This is a genomic window from Streptomyces atratus (genome assembly GCF_040655115.1).
Taxonomy (GTDB): Bacteria; Actinomycetota; Actinomycetes; order Streptomycetales; family Streptomycetaceae; genus Streptomyces; species Streptomyces atratus_D.
Map to the genome: position 1 here is coordinate 150,097 of NZ_JBFAJH010000002.1, position 15,754 is coordinate 165,850.

General features: G+C 70.9%; 13 protein-coding genes and 1 pseudogene. 6 read left to right on the forward strand and 8 right to left on the reverse strand.

Features of this window, described 5'->3' with window-relative positions; translation table 11 throughout:
- Positions 1 to 72: 72 nt before the first annotated feature.
- The 3 genes and pseudogenes from AB0I23_RS03670 to AB0I23_RS03680 all read right to left on the reverse strand — a co-directional run.
- Positions 73 to 753, reverse strand: a complete 681-nt coding sequence (locus tag AB0I23_RS03670; RefSeq protein ID WP_359106498.1) for a GOLPH3/VPS74 family protein — start codon at positions 751 to 753, stop codon at positions 73 to 75.
- The gene (fahA, locus tag AB0I23_RS03675; RefSeq protein WP_359106500.1) at positions 750 to 1,979 is read right to left on the reverse strand and encodes a fumarylacetoacetase; all 1,230 of its coding nucleotides are present in this window, start codon (positions 1,977 to 1,979) and stop codon (positions 750 to 752) included. The genes AB0I23_RS03670 and fahA overlap by 4 nt, the downstream gene beginning before the upstream one ends.
- A 137-nt stretch (positions 1,980 to 2,116) precedes the next feature.
- Positions 2,117 to 2,639, reverse strand: a pseudogene (locus AB0I23_RS03680) (CocE/NonD family hydrolase); the annotation flags it as partial.
- Between the two features lie 649 nt (positions 2,640 to 3,288).
- On the opposite strand from AB0I23_RS03680, the gene AB0I23_RS03685 reads away from it, so the two are divergent.
- The 4 genes from AB0I23_RS03685 (at position 3,289) to AB0I23_RS03700 (ending at position 7,784) form a co-directional block, all read left to right on the forward strand.
- Positions 3,289 to 4,299: a polyprenyl synthetase family protein gene (locus AB0I23_RS03685; protein WP_359106502.1), complete on the forward strand. Its 1,011-nt coding sequence runs from the start codon at positions 3,289 to 3,291 to the stop codon at positions 4,297 to 4,299.
- A gap of 287 nt (positions 4,300 to 4,586) precedes the next feature.
- The gene (locus AB0I23_RS03690) at positions 4,587 to 5,837 is read left to right on the forward strand and encodes a LolA family protein (protein ID WP_359106504.1); all 1,251 of its coding nucleotides are present in this window, start codon (positions 4,587 to 4,589) and stop codon (positions 5,835 to 5,837) included.
- A gap of 89 nt (positions 5,838 to 5,926) precedes the next feature.
- Positions 5,927 to 6,913, forward strand: coding sequence for an ABC transporter ATP-binding protein (locus AB0I23_RS03695; protein ID WP_359106506.1), 987 nt, complete (start codon positions 5,927 to 5,929; stop codon positions 6,911 to 6,913).
- Entirely contained in the window at positions 6,900 to 7,784 is an 885-nt protein-coding gene (locus tag AB0I23_RS03700; protein WP_359106508.1) for an ABC transporter permease, read from the forward strand. Before AB0I23_RS03695 ends, AB0I23_RS03700 begins: the two co-directional genes overlap by 14 nt.
- Positions 7,785 to 8,051: 267 nt before the next feature.
- On the opposite strand, the gene AB0I23_RS03705 is transcribed toward AB0I23_RS03700, so the two are convergent.
- Positions 8,052 to 8,606, reverse strand: coding sequence for a flavodoxin family protein (locus AB0I23_RS03705; RefSeq protein WP_359106510.1), 555 nt, complete (start codon positions 8,604 to 8,606; stop codon positions 8,052 to 8,054).
- Between the two features lie 131 nt (positions 8,607 to 8,737).
- Positions 8,738 to 9,541, reverse strand: a complete 804-nt coding sequence (locus tag AB0I23_RS03710; protein WP_359106512.1) for an HAD family hydrolase — start codon at positions 9,539 to 9,541, stop codon at positions 8,738 to 8,740.
- 295 nt (positions 9,542 to 9,836) lie between these two features.
- On the opposite strand from AB0I23_RS03710, the gene AB0I23_RS03715 reads away from it, so the two are divergent.
- Positions 9,837 to 10,661, forward strand: coding sequence for an SAM-dependent methyltransferase (locus AB0I23_RS03715; RefSeq protein WP_359106514.1), 825 nt, complete (start codon positions 9,837 to 9,839; stop codon positions 10,659 to 10,661).
- Positions 10,662 to 11,001: 340 nt separating this feature from the next.
- On the opposite strand, the gene rarD is transcribed toward AB0I23_RS03715, so the two are convergent.
- Both rarD and AB0I23_RS03725 read right to left on the reverse strand, forming a co-directional pair.
- Positions 11,002 to 11,994, reverse strand: a complete 993-nt coding sequence (rarD, locus tag AB0I23_RS03720) for an EamA family transporter RarD (RefSeq protein WP_359106516.1) — start codon at positions 11,992 to 11,994, stop codon at positions 11,002 to 11,004.
- 130 nt (positions 11,995 to 12,124) lie between these two features.
- A complete protein-coding gene (locus AB0I23_RS03725; protein WP_359106518.1) occupies positions 12,125 to 12,985 on the reverse strand; it encodes an SDR family oxidoreductase in 861 nt (286 codons plus the stop codon).
- A gap of 108 nt (positions 12,986 to 13,093) precedes the next feature.
- On the opposite strand from AB0I23_RS03725, the gene AB0I23_RS03730 reads away from it, so the two are divergent.
- Positions 13,094 to 13,489: a winged helix-turn-helix transcriptional regulator gene (locus tag AB0I23_RS03730; protein WP_359106519.1), complete on the forward strand. Its 396-nt coding sequence runs from the start codon at positions 13,094 to 13,096 to the stop codon at positions 13,487 to 13,489.
- Between the two features lie 180 nt (positions 13,490 to 13,669).
- Here the strand turns inward: AB0I23_RS03730 and AB0I23_RS03735 are convergent, their stop codons facing one another.
- Positions 13,670 to 15,625 carry an APC family permease gene (locus tag AB0I23_RS03735; RefSeq protein ID WP_359106521.1) on the reverse strand — a complete coding sequence of 652 codons (1,956 nt, stop codon included), beginning with the start codon at positions 15,623 to 15,625 and terminating at the stop codon, positions 13,670 to 13,672.
- Positions 15,626 to 15,754: the final 129 nt, after the last annotated feature.

Genomic DNA, 15,754 nt, shown 5'->3' on the forward strand with positions numbered 1-15,754 from the left:
TCGGGAGACCCGGCCGGCCTCTGCCCCGGTCAGCCACCGGTCAGGCGCCTGTCCCCGGCCACCTTGCCCTGGTCAGTCGTCCCCGCCGCCCCCGCCGCCCCCCGCACTTGTGCCGTTCCGGTCGGCCTTGTCCTGGCGTACGTTCTGGCGCACCGCGTACGCGGTCCACTCGTCGTGCACCAGGTCGCGCATCGTCGAACGGCTTCTCCAGCCGCCCTGTGCCACGGCGCCCGACAGGCCGGTCGCCGAGATCAGCGCGGCCAGTGTGCGGCTGCGCCGGTCCGGGAAGCCGGCTGCCTCGGCGGCCGCGAAGCGTTCCCGGACCGCGGCCGGTCCGGCCGGGTCCGCCGCCGGGTGGCGGTGGTAGGGGAGCAGACCGAGGAGCCGGTGGGTCTCCCTGCGCAGGACCGAGCGGCCCACCAGATGCTCCAGGCACAGCTCCTCGACGTACCGGCCGGTCCGCCGGATCCACCGCTTCGCGCTGACGCCGCCCGCGAGCCCGCCCTCGTCCGGGGCGGGCAGGCTCCCCAGGACCTGCGCGAGGAGCGGGTCCTGGGGAGCGAGCGGACTGATCACCCGTATCCGGCCGAGCTGTTCGGCGATCCGGCCGTGGAGCTCCAGCTCCGCGAGGACCGCGCCCGCCACCGCGTACTCCAGGAAACGGTTTCGGCAGTACGGCTTGCCGCGCCGCGGGTCCAGGGCAAGCAGGAGCAGTTCCTCGGGGAGCGTGGGCTCCGGGAGAGTGGGGTTCACGACGCGGGCACGATCCGTCCCGTGACCTCGCCGAGGCCGACCCGTGTGCCGTCCGGTCCCGGTGCCCAGGCCGTCATCGTCACGGTGTCGCCGTCCTCCAGGAAGGTCCGCTTGCCCTCGGGGAGTTCCAGCGGTTCACTGCCGTTCCAGGTGAGCTCCAGGAGCGAGCCGCGCTGTCCGGGCTCGGCGCCGCTGACCGTGCCGGAGCCGTACAGGTCGCCGGTGCGCAGCGAGGCGCCGTTCACCGTCATGTGGGCCAGCATCTGGGCCGCCGTCCAGTACATGGTGGCGAACGGGGGCTCGGCCACCAGCTGCCCGTTGATCGCGACCGCGATCCGCAGGTCGAGGCCGCCGGGCTCCTCCTCGCCGGTGTCGTCGAGGTACGGGAGCAGCGGGACGTCCCGGGCGGGCGGGGCGATCCGGGCCGCTTCCAGCGCTTCGAGCGGCGTCACCCACGCCGATACGGACGTGGCGAAGGACTTGCCGAGGAACGGGCCCAGGGGGACGTACTCCCACGCCTGGAGGTCACGCGCCGACCAGTCGTTGAGCAGCGAGAGCCCGAAGACATGGTCGCGGAACTCGCCGAGCGCGACCGGTCGCCCCTGCTCCGAGGGGACACCCACCACGAAGCCGACCTCGGCCTCGATGTCCAGCTTGACCGAGGGGCCGAAGAGCGGGGCGGTGTCGGAGGGCGCCTTGCGCTGACCGGATGGGCGCACCACATCCGTGCCGGAGACGACGACGGTGCCGGACCGGCCGTGGTAACCGATCGGGAGGTGCTTCCAGTTCGGCGTCAGTGCGGCACCGTCCGGCCGGAAGATCTTTCCGACGTTGGTGGCGTGGTTCTCGCTGGCGTAGAAGTCGACGTAGTCCGCGACCGCGTACGGCAGATGGAGCGTCACCGACCCGAGCGGGTGCAGCAGTGGCTCGATGTCCGGGCGGTGCGCCGGGACCGTCACCCACGCGGTCAATGCCCGCCGGACGTCCCGCCACGCCGTGCGGCCCGCCGACAGCAGCGCGGTCAGGTCCGGCTGGGTGAGGAGCTGGGTGCAGGGCGAGCCGAGCGTGTGCGCAGCGGCTCCGGCGTCCAGTACGTGGTTGCCGATACGGACGCCGATCCGGCGGTCCTCGGGGTGGTCGTGGGTGGAGAACACCCCGTACGGAAGGTTGTGCGGACCGAAGGGGTCGCCCTCGGCCAGATCGAGCGGGCTGCTCTGCTCGGGCATCTGTTGCTGCCTCGCTTTCCAGGTCGCTTGGGGGACACGTTACGTCGGTGTCGCTGCCCCGCGGCAGTGCCTCAACTGCGCGCAATGACCGGAAAGTTCCGGCATACCCCCACATGAGTGGGGGTGCGGCGGTCTCTTCAGCCCGCTGTGCGCGGGATCCGCTTCTCCCAGGTCCGGTGGAAGACGATCTCGCCGCCGTCCTTGCACACCACCTCGTCGGACGTGATGAAGTCGGCTCGTCCGCACGGATCTCGGACCGCGTCTCGATCCGCGCGTCCCAGGCCATCTCCGGCCGGTGCAGCCGGATCGTCCGGTCGGAGCGGGTGCGGGCGGACAGCGGGTCGTTCTCCTGGATCGTTTACGTCTCCACCGCGTCCTCGGTGAATTCGAGACCGTCCGGGTGGACGCGGGTACCGCCGTGGCGCGGGTCGACCTCCAGCCGCCATTCGCCCTGGGCGACATCGCGGACGACCAGCCGCTCGGGTCGCGGCTCGTCGAGTGTCACCGGTTGGACGACCCCGAGCGGCTCCGACAGTTCCGCCTGCTCGAACCTGATCGAGGGATCCTCGGTGTGGCGGCGCACCGGCAGTTCGACGAAGCTGCCGTCCGCGTCCGGCGTGAAGCGGTCGAACCGGCCTGCGGCCAGATCCACGGCCAGTAGGGGCGTAGCCGTGGCCCGCGTACCAGGGGTGGCGCTGCCAGTCGCGCGGTGCCGTCCAGTCGCTCAGCCGGTACGGCAGGTACTCCAGGAGCGGCCTGCACGGGGTCGCCGTTGACCGGCCGCCGGATCCGCGCGTACAGCCGTGTGCCGTCCGGCAGCAGGATGCGGACGTCCTCATGGGTGGTGTCATACGGGAATGTGGTCCGGATGTGCATGGCGGTACCTCGGTGGGCGGGGTGCATGGTGCGCCTGAGCCAGGGGCCGGCCGCGATGCCGGCCGCACCGGCCGGCGTCGCGGTGCCGTTCGCCACGGTGCCGGTTCGCCGCCGTGCGGCGACTTGGAGGACCGGGACGGCCTGTGTGCCGAGGAACGAGAACCGCCCCGGACCTCCGGGCCGGACAGGGTCGTCAGCCCCGTGGCCGGCCGGAAAAGACGTGGTCGTCGGCGGGTGGTGGCTCTGCCAGGTCGTGAGCGGCAGTGCTGTGGGACAAAGGGGCTACTCCTGATCGTATGAGCTGATCACGAACATACCGATGGTGGCGGGAAGGCGCCCACGGTGATCCAAACGGGACCGGATACGCTGACTTGAGTGATGACAGCGACACATCGACATTCCGTGTGATCGCCAGCAGACAGGAGATCCCCTCGTGACCGTCGTCGGGCCGTTCGGACTGAGCGTGCGGGACCAGGCTCTTGAGGCCGCTGTCCAGACCGGTTTGGCCGCTGTCGAGGCGGGGTTGCTGGATGCCACCAAGAGCGAAGTCCCTTTCATCACAGAGGCCGCGCAGCATCTCGTACGCGCCGGGGGCAAGCGTTTCCGGCCGCTCCTGGCGATGCTCGCGTCCCAGTTCGGCGACGCGGACGCGCCGGGTGTCGTGCCGTCCGCCGTGGTCGTCGAGCTGACGCATCTCGCGACGCTCTACCACGACGACGTGATGGACGAGGCGGACGTACGCCGCGGCGTCGACAGTGCCAACACCCGCTGGGGCAACTCGGTGGCCGTGCTCACCGGCGACTTCCTCTTCGCGCGCGCCTCGCACATCCTGGCCGACCTCGGCCCGGAGGCCGTACGCATCCAGGCCGAGGCGTTCGAACGCCTGGTCACCGGACAGATCCTGGAGACCGCGGGCCCGCGCGACGGCCGCGACCCGGTCGACCACTACCTCGACGTGATGCGCGGCAAGACCGGCTCGCTGATCGCCGTGGCCTGCCGGTTCGGCGCGATGATGGCCGGCGCCGACGAGTCCGCCGTGGACATCCTCACCCAGTACGGGGAACGGCTGGGCGTCGCCTTCCAGCTCGCCGACGACGTGCTCGACATCGCCTCCGACAGCCACGAGTCCGGCAAGACCCCCGGCACGGACCTGCGCGAAGGCATCCCGACGCTTCCCGTCCTGCGCCTGCGCGCGCAGGCGGCGGCCGGCGGCAAGCCGGACGACCTGGAGCTCCTGGAGCTGCTGGACGGCGACCTGAGCGACGACGACCGGCTGGCCGAGGCGCTCTGCCGGCTGCGTGCGCACCCGGCGCTGGAGCAGGCCCGACGCGACACCGTCCGGTACGCGGAGGAGGCGCGGGCGGCCCTGAAGTCGCTCCCCGAGTGCTACGCGAAGGCCGCACTGGAAGAGCTGTGCGACGCCGTGGTGCACCGCGCGGGCTAGGGTCTTCCGGGCCCCGCGAGCCGGCATGATCCGGACGAGAGGCTCCCGGTCCTGACGACCGGACCCGGGGACGTTCGACGGCCCTCCCCCTACGGGTCGGGGGAGGGACGACCGTGTGGTGTCATACCGAAGAGGTATGCGCGGTTGCTTCCGGGGGCTGATGATTCCGCCCGGTGATTTTGGTCAGATGGAGAACAACCACTCCTGACCACATCGGGTGAGAACGGCGGCATGGAGTGGGCGAGTGCATCCGGACGGAAGCCGCCGACCACGGAGGTAGGGCACACATGGCACCGAACGACAGCGCAGAGACCACCGGCAGCGCCACGAGCACCACGGCCGCCCGCAGAAAGGCGGCCCGTTACGTCGTCCCCGTCGCGGTGGCGGGGGTGGCGGCCGCGACGATCGGTCTGGTCCCGGCGCTCGCGGACTCCGGTGATCCCCAGCTGCCGAAGATCAGCGCACAGCAGCTCATCGAGAAGATCGCCGCCTCGGACACCCAGCAGCTCTCCGGCACGGTGCGGGTCAGCACCGACCTCGGCATCCCGTCGCTGGGCGGTCTGACCGAGTCGTTCGCCCGGAGCGCCGGCGGCGACGAGCAGGGCGGTTCGAGCGCCGCCCCGAAGGACAGGCTGACGGAGCTCGCCTCCGGCACGCACACGCTGCGGGTGGCCGCCGACGGCCCCGACAAGCAGCGCGTCTCCATCCTGGACAGCGCCGCCGAGTACAGCGTGATCCGCAACGGGGACCAGCTCTGGGCGTACGACAGCAAGTCCGACGAGGCGTACCACGCGACCATCGACAAGGCCCCGGACGCGGAGAAGCGCGGCGGGCACACCACCCCGGACGGCGTGCCGGCCACGCCGAAGGCGCTGGCCGAACAGGCGCTGAAGGCGGCGGACTCCACCACCTCGGTCACGGTCGGCGGCACGGCGCAGGTCGCCGGGCGCGACGCGTACAAGCTGGTCATCAAGCCCAAGCAGGGTGGCTCGACGATCGGCGCGATCACGGTCGCGGTCGACGCGAAGAACGGCGTACCGCTGAAGTTCACCCTTTCCCCGAGCAGCGGCGGCAAGGCGGCGATCGACGCCGGGTTCACCAGCGTCGACTTCGGCAAGCCCGCCGCGTCCTCGTTCACGTTCACCCCGCCCAAGGGCACCAAGGTGACCGAGGCGGACGAGGCGAAGACGGAGAAGCGGGCGGAGAAGAACGGCGCGACGGGGCCGGAGGGCCTGGCCGGTCTGGACGGGTTCGCCGGCCGAGAGGGCGCGAAGGTCATCGGCGAGGGCTGGGGCGCGATCTACGCGATCGAGGCACCGGGCGGCGGGGGGCTCCCCTCGTCGGAGAATTCCGCGGATGTTCCGCCCGCGGCCCAGCAGTTCCTGGACTCGTTCGGCGACAAGGTCACCGGAAAGTTCGGCTCCGGCACGGTCTTCAAGACCCGCCTGGTCAACGCCCTGATGACGGACGACGGCAAGGTCTACGTCGGTGCGGTCACCAAGGACGCGCTCGTCGAGGCAGCCGACGCCGCCAACTGACGTTCCCGCACCTGCCGCACCGCACCACCGCCCCGCCGTACCCTCCGTACGGCGGGGCGTTCCGTGACCCGAACCATGGGGAGTTGCGCATGACAGAGCCCGGTGCCGTGACCGAGTCCTCGGTGGTGACCCGGACCGGAACGGCCGTGATCGAGACCCGGGGTCTCACCAAGCGGTACCGCGGTGGCCAGCTCGCCGTCGACGGACTCGACCTCGGCGTCCCCGAAGGCAGTGTCTTCGGCTTCCTCGGGCCCAACGGCTCAGGGAAGACCACCACGATCCGGATGCTGATGGGGCTGATCGCCCCGACGTCCGGCACCGCCCGGGTCCTCGGCGACCCCATGCCGGGCGCCGCCCGCACCGTACTCCCGCAGGTCGGGGCGTTGATCGAAGGACCCGCGCTGTACGGGTTCCTGACCGGCCGGGACAAGCTCGTACGGTACGACTCCGCCGACCCGACCGCCGATCCGCGCACGCGCCACGCCAGGGTCGCCGCCGCCCTGGACCGGGTGGGGCTCGCCGCCGCGGCGGGCAAGAAGGCGAGGGCGTACTCGCTGGGCATGAAGCAGCGCCTCGGGCTCGCCGCCGCCCTGCTGCAGCCGCGCCGCCTCCTCGTCCTGGACGAGCCGACCAACGGACTCGACCCGCAGGGCATGCGCGAGATCCGCACCCTGGTCCGGGAACTGGCGGCGGACGGCACCACCGTCTTTCTCTCCTCCCACCTCCTCGACGAGATCGAACAGGTCTGCACACACGCCGCGGTGATGGCCCGCGGGCGGCTGATCACCCAGGGTCCGGTCGCCGACCTCGCGGCCGGCACCCGCGGCCGGCTCGCCGTCACCACCCCCGACCCCGCCGACGCCGCCCGTGTCCTCAAGGAACACGGCGTCACCGGTATCGCCGTCGACGGCGACCGGGTCACCGCCGAACCCCCACCGCGCGAGGTCGAACTCGCCGACCTGAGCGGGGCGCTGGTCCACGGCGGCGTACGCGTACGGTCCTTCGGCGTCGAGCGGGCCTCGCTGGAGGACGCCTTCGTCGCACTCACCGGAGAGGGTTTCGATGTCGCAGGCTGAAGTCGCCCCCGTACGGGCGGGACGGTCCCGCAACCCGCTGTGGACATTCGGGATTCTCCGCTCCGAACTGGCCACGACCCTGCGCCGGGGGCGCACGCTCGCGCTGCTCGGGGTGCTGGCCGCCGTCCCCGTACTGATCGGGATCGCGGTGAGGATCCAGACGAGCGACGGCTCGCCTGCCGGACCGCCCCACGGCGGGGGCCCGGCGTTCCTCTCCCAGGTGACCAACAACGGCCTGTTCCTGGTCTTCGCCGCCCTCGCGGTGACGCTTCCGGTCTTCCTGCCGCTGGCCGTCGGCGTCGTCGCGGGCGACGCGATCGCGGGCGAGGCCGGTGCCGGCACCCTGCGCTATCTGCTGGTCGCACCCGCGGGCCGGACCCGGCTGCTGCTCACCAAGTACACGGCCACCCTCGCGTTCTGCCTGACCGCGACCCTCGTCGTGGCGGTATCGGCGCTCGCCGTCGGGGCGCTGCTCTTCCCGGTCGGGGAAGTCACGACGATCTCCGGGACCCGGATCGGCGTCGGCGAGGGGCTGCTGCGGGCCGGCCTGATCGCGGTGACGGTGGCGGCGTCACTCATCGGGTTCGCGGCGCTCGGGCTGTTCGTCTCGACACTCGCCGGCAGCGGGATCGCGGCGATGGCCGCGACGGTCGGGGTGCTGATCACCGTGCAGATCCTGGACACGATTCCGCAGTTGAGCGGCATCCACCCGTATCTCTTCCCGCACTACTGGATGTCCTTCGCGGACCTGCTGCGCGATCCCGTCTACTGGGACGGGATCGTCAAGAACCTGGGGCTGCAGGGGCTGTACGCGGCGGTGTTCGGCTCGGCGGCGTGGGCGCGCTTCACGGCGAAGGACATCACGGCCTGAGCGGGCGGGCGTTCGCCGGGCCCGTCCGTGCCGTCGGCCGGGCGAGCCGTCCCCCGACCGGTTTGACGGGATCACCTACGGGATGTCCGGCGGATCAGGGCCGGACACCCCCTGGCCCTCGTCATCCTGCCGGCCGTGCTGCTCGTGTCCGGTTCCGGGATCGGCACGGCCGAACCGGCCGTCGTCGCCGTGGTGGCCGCGCTGGTGGTCGCGTTCCCGGTGCGGCGGTACCGGAGCGGGCCCGGCAACTGACGGCCGGCGCTCCGGTCAGCCGAAGAAGGTCTTGGCGCGGGTGGCGGCGGCCGTGTCGTCCAGTACGTCACCGGGCCGGTTGCCGAGCCCCAGCAGCATCCCGCCCCACTCCATCCGCATGTACGACGCGATCGTGCGCAGCGTTCCGGTAGCCGGCTCGGCCACGCTCGGGTCGGCCGTCGCCAGCGCGGTGACGCCCCACAGGGTCCGCCCGGCCATCCGCTCCTTGAAGTCGACGCCGGGCACCCGCATCCACCCCGACCAGTGGTCCAGGTACCGCTTGGTGGAGGTGGACATGGCGTACCAGTACAGCGGCGACGCCAGCACCAGATCGGTCGCGCCGAGCGTCGCGTCCAGCAGGGTGGCGGCGTTCCCGGTGGGCGCGCGGTAGCTGCCGTCGCCCTCGTGCCGCAGGTCCTCGAAGTCGGGGAGTGCCAGCTCGTTCAGGTTCAGCCAGCGCTGCTCGGTCTCGGGAGGCAGCTGCTCGGCGGCGAGCCGGGCGAGTTCCTCGGTGTTGCCGTCGGAACGGCTGCTGCCGAGCAGGAACAGGAACGAACGAGTGGTGGTCATGGCGGCGTCTCCCCATGGATGCATCGGATGCATTGCGCGCACCGACTATGCGCGTCCACATTATATGCACGTGCATAGATGTTTGAACCGGGCGCCCGGTGCGCCGCCGGGAACACGCGCACGGGTCGGGATCAGCCGAACAGTCGCTCCAGCACCACCGCGACCCCGTCCGCCTCGTTCGTCAGCGTCACCTCGTCCGCTGCCGCCTTGAGCTCGGGGTGGGCGTTGGCCATCGCGACGCTGTGCCCGGACCGGCGGAACATCGGCAGGTCGTTGGGCATGTCGCCGAAGGCGATCGTGGCCGCCGGATCCACGCCCAGGGCCTCGGCCGCCAGGGCCAGCCCGGTGCCCTTGTCGACGCCGTACGGCTGGAGTTCGACTGTGCCGGGGCCGGACAGAGTGACGGTCGCCAGGTCGCCGACGACCGCGCGGGCCGCGTCCGCGAGGGCGTCGTCCGTCAGATCGGGGTGGCGGACGAGGACCTTGATGATCGGCGCCGCCCACAGTTCCTCGCGGTGGCCGACCCGTACGGCGGGCAATGCGGGGTGGGGCATCAGGTACCCCGGCTCGATCAGTGTCCGCCCGTCGGTTCCGTCCTGGTCCACGGCCGCGAACACCGGCCCGACCTGGGCCTCGATCTTGCCGAGCGCGGTGTCGGCCAGGTCCCGGTCCAGGGTGGCCGCGCGAATGATCCGCCCGGCCCCGGCGTCGTACAGCTGCGTGCCCTGCCCGCAGACCACCGGACCCCGGTACTCCAGCCCTGCGAGCAGGTCCCGTATACCGGGCACCGGCCGTCCGGTGACCATGATGTGGCGGGCCCCCGCCGCGGCGGCCCGGGCGAGCGCGGCACGGGAGCGGGGGCTCACGGTGTCGTCGCGGCGCAGCAGGGTGCCGTCCAGGTCCGTGGCGACGAGGGCATATGTGGGTGTGGGCATGCCACAACCCTAGGGAGATCCGCTTCCGGGCGTACGGCCCTGACCTGCGCGGACGGTCGGGGATCGGGGCGCGGTGGACAGCCCGGCAGGAGCATATGCGCAGGAACTACGCAGAGCGAGCGATCGATCGTGCATGCCGATCACTGCTGTCGGTCCTGAGTCCATGTGCTGGTGACACCCGCCAAAGCCCCGCCCATGACGAGAACTTGGGACGGCCGGAAGCGTGCGCACAGAGCTGCGGGAACGTCTAGGTTGTGAGTGATCGCCTGAACAACGACCCGCAGGAGGCACCCCCGTGTCAGACCGTGACCCCAGACTCGATTCCGCCGCGGAGATACGCGCACGGATCGACACGAGTACGCCGCACTCCGCGCGCTTCTGGAACTACTTCGTGGGCGGCAAGGACAACTACGAGCCGGACCGTGAGCTCGGAGACCACATCAAGGAGATCTTCCCCGGACTCGTCGACGTAGCACTCACGAGCCGTCACTTCCTCGGGCGCGCGGTCCGGTATCTGGCCGGGGAGCAGGGGGTCCGTCAGTTCCTGGACATTGGAACCGGTTTGCCGACCGCCGACAACACCCATGAGGTCGCCCAGCGGGTCGCACCGGATGCGCGGATCGTGTATGTCGACAACGATCCGCTGGTACTGGCCCATGCCCGCGCGCTGCTCACCAGCACGCCTGAGGGAGAAACGGCGTATCTCGACGCCAACCTGTATGAGCCCGAGGCCGTCTTGAAGGCCGCCGCGAAGACGCTTGATTTCTCTCAGCCGGTTGCCCTCATGATCCTCAATACTCTTGGCCACGTCGCCGATTACGACCAGGCCAGAGGTCTCATATCCCAACTCATGGCAGGCCTGCCGTCCGGCAGTTATCTGGTCATCAGCGACTCCACCTCCACCAGCGCAGGCATGGTCGCAGCGTCGGAGGCGTACAACTCCAGCGGAGCGGTCCCCTACTACGTGCGCAGTCTCGAAGAGATCACCGGATACTTCGACGGCCTCGACCTGGTCGACCCCGGAATCGCCCAGGTCACGCAGTGGCGCCCTGAACCCGGCAGTGCGTCCGGCACCTCGACGTCAGTCGATGCCTACAGTGGGGTGGGCCGCAAGCCGTAGCGGCACATTGATGGCGCTGTCGAGGTGGCCCGCGACGGCCCCGTGGTCCGTGGCCCGCTCGATCAGCCCCACACGTTGTCGGGGCGGGCCAGGACGAGGGCGTCCTCGGTGATCCCGTACGCCGAGCGTGCGTGCCCCGCGTCGTCGGTGAGGCCCTCGTGACGACCGCCGTCCACACCTCGACCCCGTTCGGCCCGGCGGTCGGCATCTCCGCGGTGACGGCCGTGTACGGGCTCGCCTCGGCGGGAACGGACGGCACGCGCGGAGCCACCCCCCACCCTGGACGCCTTCCGCGCGGCTCTCGTCGTGCCGGTGGCGATGGTGACGCTGGGCGCGCTGATCACTGCTCTCGGGCTGCGTACGAGGAGGAGCCCGCGCCGGCCTCCGGAGACGTCTGCTCCGGCGCCGTCCTCGATGCCGTCGCCGCAAGCCGCGCGGCCTGCGCCCTCGTCCGCCGCGCCGTCCGGAACGCGTCCCACGTGAGCAGCGTGAGCGCCAGCCACACCAGCGCGAACCCGGCCCAGCGCTCAGGCGGCATCGCCTCGTGGAAGTAAAGGATGCCGAGGACGAACTGGAAGACCGGCGCCAGGTACTGCAGCAGGCCCAGCGTCGAGAGGGGGACGCGGATCGCCGCCGCACCGAAGAGGACCAGCGGCGTGGCCGTCACGACACCCGTCGCGGCGAGCAGCGCTGCATGGCCGGCGCCTCCGGAGACGAACGTCGAGTCGCCCTGCAGGCCGAGCCACAGCAGATAACCGAGCGCGGGCAGGAACAGCACCGCTGTCTCGGCGGCGAGCGACTCCAGGCCGCCCATGTTGACCTTCTTCTTCACCAGGCCGTACGTCGCGAAGGAGAACGCCAGCGTCAACGAGATCCACGGTGGACGTCCGTAACCGATCGCCAGCACGAGCACGGCCGCGACGCCCGTGCCGACCGCCACCCACTGCACGGGGCGCAGCCGTTCGCCGAGGAGCAGGACGCCCATGGCGATGGTGACCAGGGGGTTGATGAAGTAGCCGAGCGATGCCTCGACGACGTGGCCGCTGTTCACGGCCCAGATGTACAGACCCCAGTTGACGGTGATCACGGCCGCGGCGACCGTGATCAGGCCCAGTTTCTTCGGCCGGCGTATCAGCTCGCCGATCCACGCCCAGCGGCGCAGCGCGAGCAGCGCGATACCGACGACGGCGAGCGACCAGACCATGCGGTGGGCCAGGATCTCGATGGCGCCGGACGGCTTCAGCAGCGGCCAGAAGAGCGGGACGATTCCCCACAGACCATAGGCGCCGATGCCGGACAGCAAGCCCGCCCGCTGTTCATTTGTCCCCTTCACGGGCCCTCCCCGGCATCCCTCGCGTCAACTGCTCTGTCGACTGCATGACGGTAACGCCGGGAGGGCCCGGTGTCATAGCCGTATCGCCATACGGTCATGACACCGGGTCCGTCCGGTCCTGAGGAAGGGCTCAGCCGGCGGCGACCGCGGCGGCCACCGTCTCGGCCATCGGCGTCGTCGGGCGGCCGATCAGACGGGCCAGGTCGTCGCTCGTACCGGCGAGCAGACCGCGCGCGATCGCCTCGTCGACGTCGACGAGGATCGCGGCGAAGCCCTCGGGCAGACCGGCGCCGACCAGGATCTCCTGGTGCACGGCGGCCGGGACGTTGTTGTACGCGATCTCCTTGCCGGTGGCCTTCGCCACCTCGGCCGCGTACTCGGCGAACGACCAGGCGACGTCGCCGCTCAGCTCGTAGGCCTTGCCGAGGTGGTCCTCGCCGGTCAGTACGGCGGCCGCGGCGGCCGCGTAGTCGGCGCGAGTGGCGGAGGCGACCCGGCCGTCGCCCGCGTTGGAGACGACGGCGCCGTGCTCCAGGACCGGGGCGAGGTTCGCCGTGTAGTTCTCCGTGTACCAGCCGTTGCGCAGGAAGGTGTACGGCAGGCCGGAGTCGAGGATCAGCTGCTCGGTGACCTTGTGCTCGGCGGCCAGCTGGAAGTCGGCGTCCGGGCCGCCCAGTACGCCGGTGTACGCGAGCTGCGCGACGCCCGCCGCCTTCGCCGCGTCGATGACCGCCGTGTGCTGCGGTACGCGCCTGCCGACCTCGCTGCCGGAGATGAGCAGGACCCGGTCCCCGGCCTTGAAGACGTCGGTGAGGGTCTCCGGGCGGTCGTAGTCGGCGACCCGGAGCTCGACGCCGCGGGCGGCGAGGCCGGCGGCCTTCTCCTTGTTGCGCACGACGGCGGCGATCCGGTCGGCGGGCACGGTCTCCAGCAGTCGGTCGACGACAAGACGGCCGAGGGCTCCGGTAGCTCCGGTGACGACGATGCTCATGGGGGATTTCTCCTCTTTGATGGCTCTGATCCTTGTTTGCTCTCTCTCGCTCACCTTAGGGGATGCACTAACCAGAAGAAAGTACCCACTTCGAAGTAAGGTACTGGTATGAGCGTGAGCAAGGTGCCCGATGTGAACCGGCGGATGTGCCCCTCCCGCCTGGTGCTCGAACACGTCACCAGCCGCTGGGGCGTCCTCGTCCTCGCCGCGCTGCTGGAGCGCTCGTACCGCTTCAGCGAGCTGCGCCGCGAGGTCGGCGGCGTCAGCGAGAAGATGCTGGCCCAGACCCTCCAGACGCTGGAGCGCGACGGCTTCGTGCACCGGGATGCCAAGCCGGTGATCCCGCCCCGGGTGGACTACACGCTCACCGAGCTGGGCAAGGAGGCCGCCGAGCAGGTGTGGGCGCTGGCGCGCTGGACGGAGCGGCGTGTCGACGCCGTACACGCCGCCCGCGAGTCGTACGACGCCCGGAAGCAGGCTCAGAGCCTGTCGGGTGACCTCTGATCGGGCGGCCACGCCCTGGCACGCACGCTTCCCGCGTTGCCGAGATGTCCTAGTAGCTCCTTCCCCAAGCTCTCAGCTTCGTTCGAGCAGAGGAGACCCCATTCGAGGACATCTCGCCGCCTTGGAATCGCACGCACCATGCCGCGTCCGCTCTCCGATCGAAGGTCACCCGACAGGCTCTCAGTCCGGCTGAGGAGCCCGTCCTTCCTCCAGCGCCCGCAGCGCCTGCGAGACATCGAACGGCAGGATCGTCACCGCCACGTGCGGCAGCTGGACCAGCGCCTTCGCCATTGCCTCGGCGGTGCCCCGGTGCAGCAGCTTCCCGAGCGCGTTCGAGTACAGCCGCCGCGGCACCAGTACCGTCAGCGACGTCTGTCCGTCCGCCGTGGTGCGGGTCGCGAGCTCCCGCATCGCATGGCGCAGCCGCCGGTCGGGGCAGGCCACCAGCTCCAGCGACACGGAGGTCGCGGCCGTCGCCTCCCAGCGGGCGGCCAGCCGCCTGCCGTGCGCCTCGTCGACCGCGAAGTGCACCGCCCGGATCTCGTCCGGGCGCAGCTCATGGGCGTACCGCAGTGCCTTCAGCGTCGCCAGGTCCAGCGTCTCGACGAGGACGAACACCAGATGGCGCCGGACCCGCGGCCGGTCGGCGCCCGGTGCCTGGAGGCTCTGCAGTGCGGCGGCCTCGCGCCGGTACTCGCGGTTGATCCGCATCAGCGCCCAGACGCCGAGCGGAAAGACGATCACGACCAGCCAGGCGCCCTCGGTGAATTTGGTGACCGCGAAGATCAGCACCACGGCCGCCGAGATGACCGCGGCCAGTCCGTTGACCGCGATCTTCAGCCGGCGGTACCGCTCGCGGCGGCGCAGGTGGTACGCGGTGAGCCCGGCCCCCGCCATGGTGAAAGCGGTGAACACGCCGATCGCGTACAGCGCCACCAGTTTGTCCACGCTGGCGCCCGTGACCAGCAGCAGCGCCAGCGAGACGACGGTGAGCGCGATGATCCCGTTGGAGAAGGCCAGACGGTGTCCGCGCCGGGTCAGCACCCGCGGCAGGAAACGGTCCTCGGCGACAAAACTGGCGAGGAACGGGAAGCCGGTGAAGGGCGTGTTGGCGCCCGTGTAGAGGACCAGCGCGGTCGCCAGCTGGACGAAGACCAGCCCAGCGGTCCCGGCCGGGCCGGCACCGAAGGCGAGATGGGCCTCCTGCGCGATGACGGTGGGTGTGCCGTCGGCGTACGGGACGGCATGCGTGAAGTGCGCCAGCGTGGAGACGCCGAGGACGAGGACGCCGAGTACACAGCTCATCGCGATGAGGGTGCGGCGGGCGTTGCGGCCCTGCGGTTCACGGAACGCGGAGATGCCGTTGGAGATCGCTTCGAGTCCGGTGAGCGACGAGCCGCCGTTGGCGAAGGAGCGCAGCACGATGAAGAGCGAGGCGCCGTACGCCCAGCCGCTGCCGGGTGATCCCAGCGGAACCACCCCGGCGGCATGCAGATCGGCGTGCGGCAGCCCGCTCGTCAGCCCGCGCACCGTGGCGACGAGCAGCACCAGACCGACCGCGGCCATGAACAGATAGGCGGGCAGCGCGAAGGCCCGGCCCGCCTCGCGGATGCCGCGCAGATTCCCGTACGCGAGCAGCGCGATCACCGCGACGGAGACCGGCAGCTGGAGATGGTCCAGGCCGGCCCAGCCGCCCCCGGACAGATGGGCGAGGGAGATGAGGGCGTTCGTGCCGGCCGACACCTGGACGGCGACGGTCACGATGTAGTCGACGAGCAGCGCCACGGCGGCGATCTGCGCGACGTTCGGCCCGAAGTTCTCCCGGGCGACGACATACGAGCCGCCCGCCCGCGTGTAGATCATGACGACATCGCTGTAGCAGAGCGTCAGAAGCAGCAGGACCAGCAGGATCGCGCCGGTCACCGGCATGAGGAGGGTGAAGGCGGCCGCCCCGACGACGGGCACGAGGACCCGGAGCATCTCCTCGGAGCCGTACGCGGACGAACTGATGCAGTCCGAGGCGAGCACCCCGAGCGCCGTCCGGTTGTTCAGTTTCTCCTCACTGATGCGCTCGGTGGTGAGGGGCTTGCCGAGCAGGTGTCGTTTGATGCGGTACGCGGGACGGTCCAGGGCCATGGGCACATGAGATCGGGTGCCGGGCCGGGAGCGGTGAAGACTCCCCGGCCGGGCACCCGTACGGTGCGCTTCACGGCGTCCCAGGGGGTGTCCGGCGGATCAGGGCCTGTCGGGTGACCTCTGATCGGG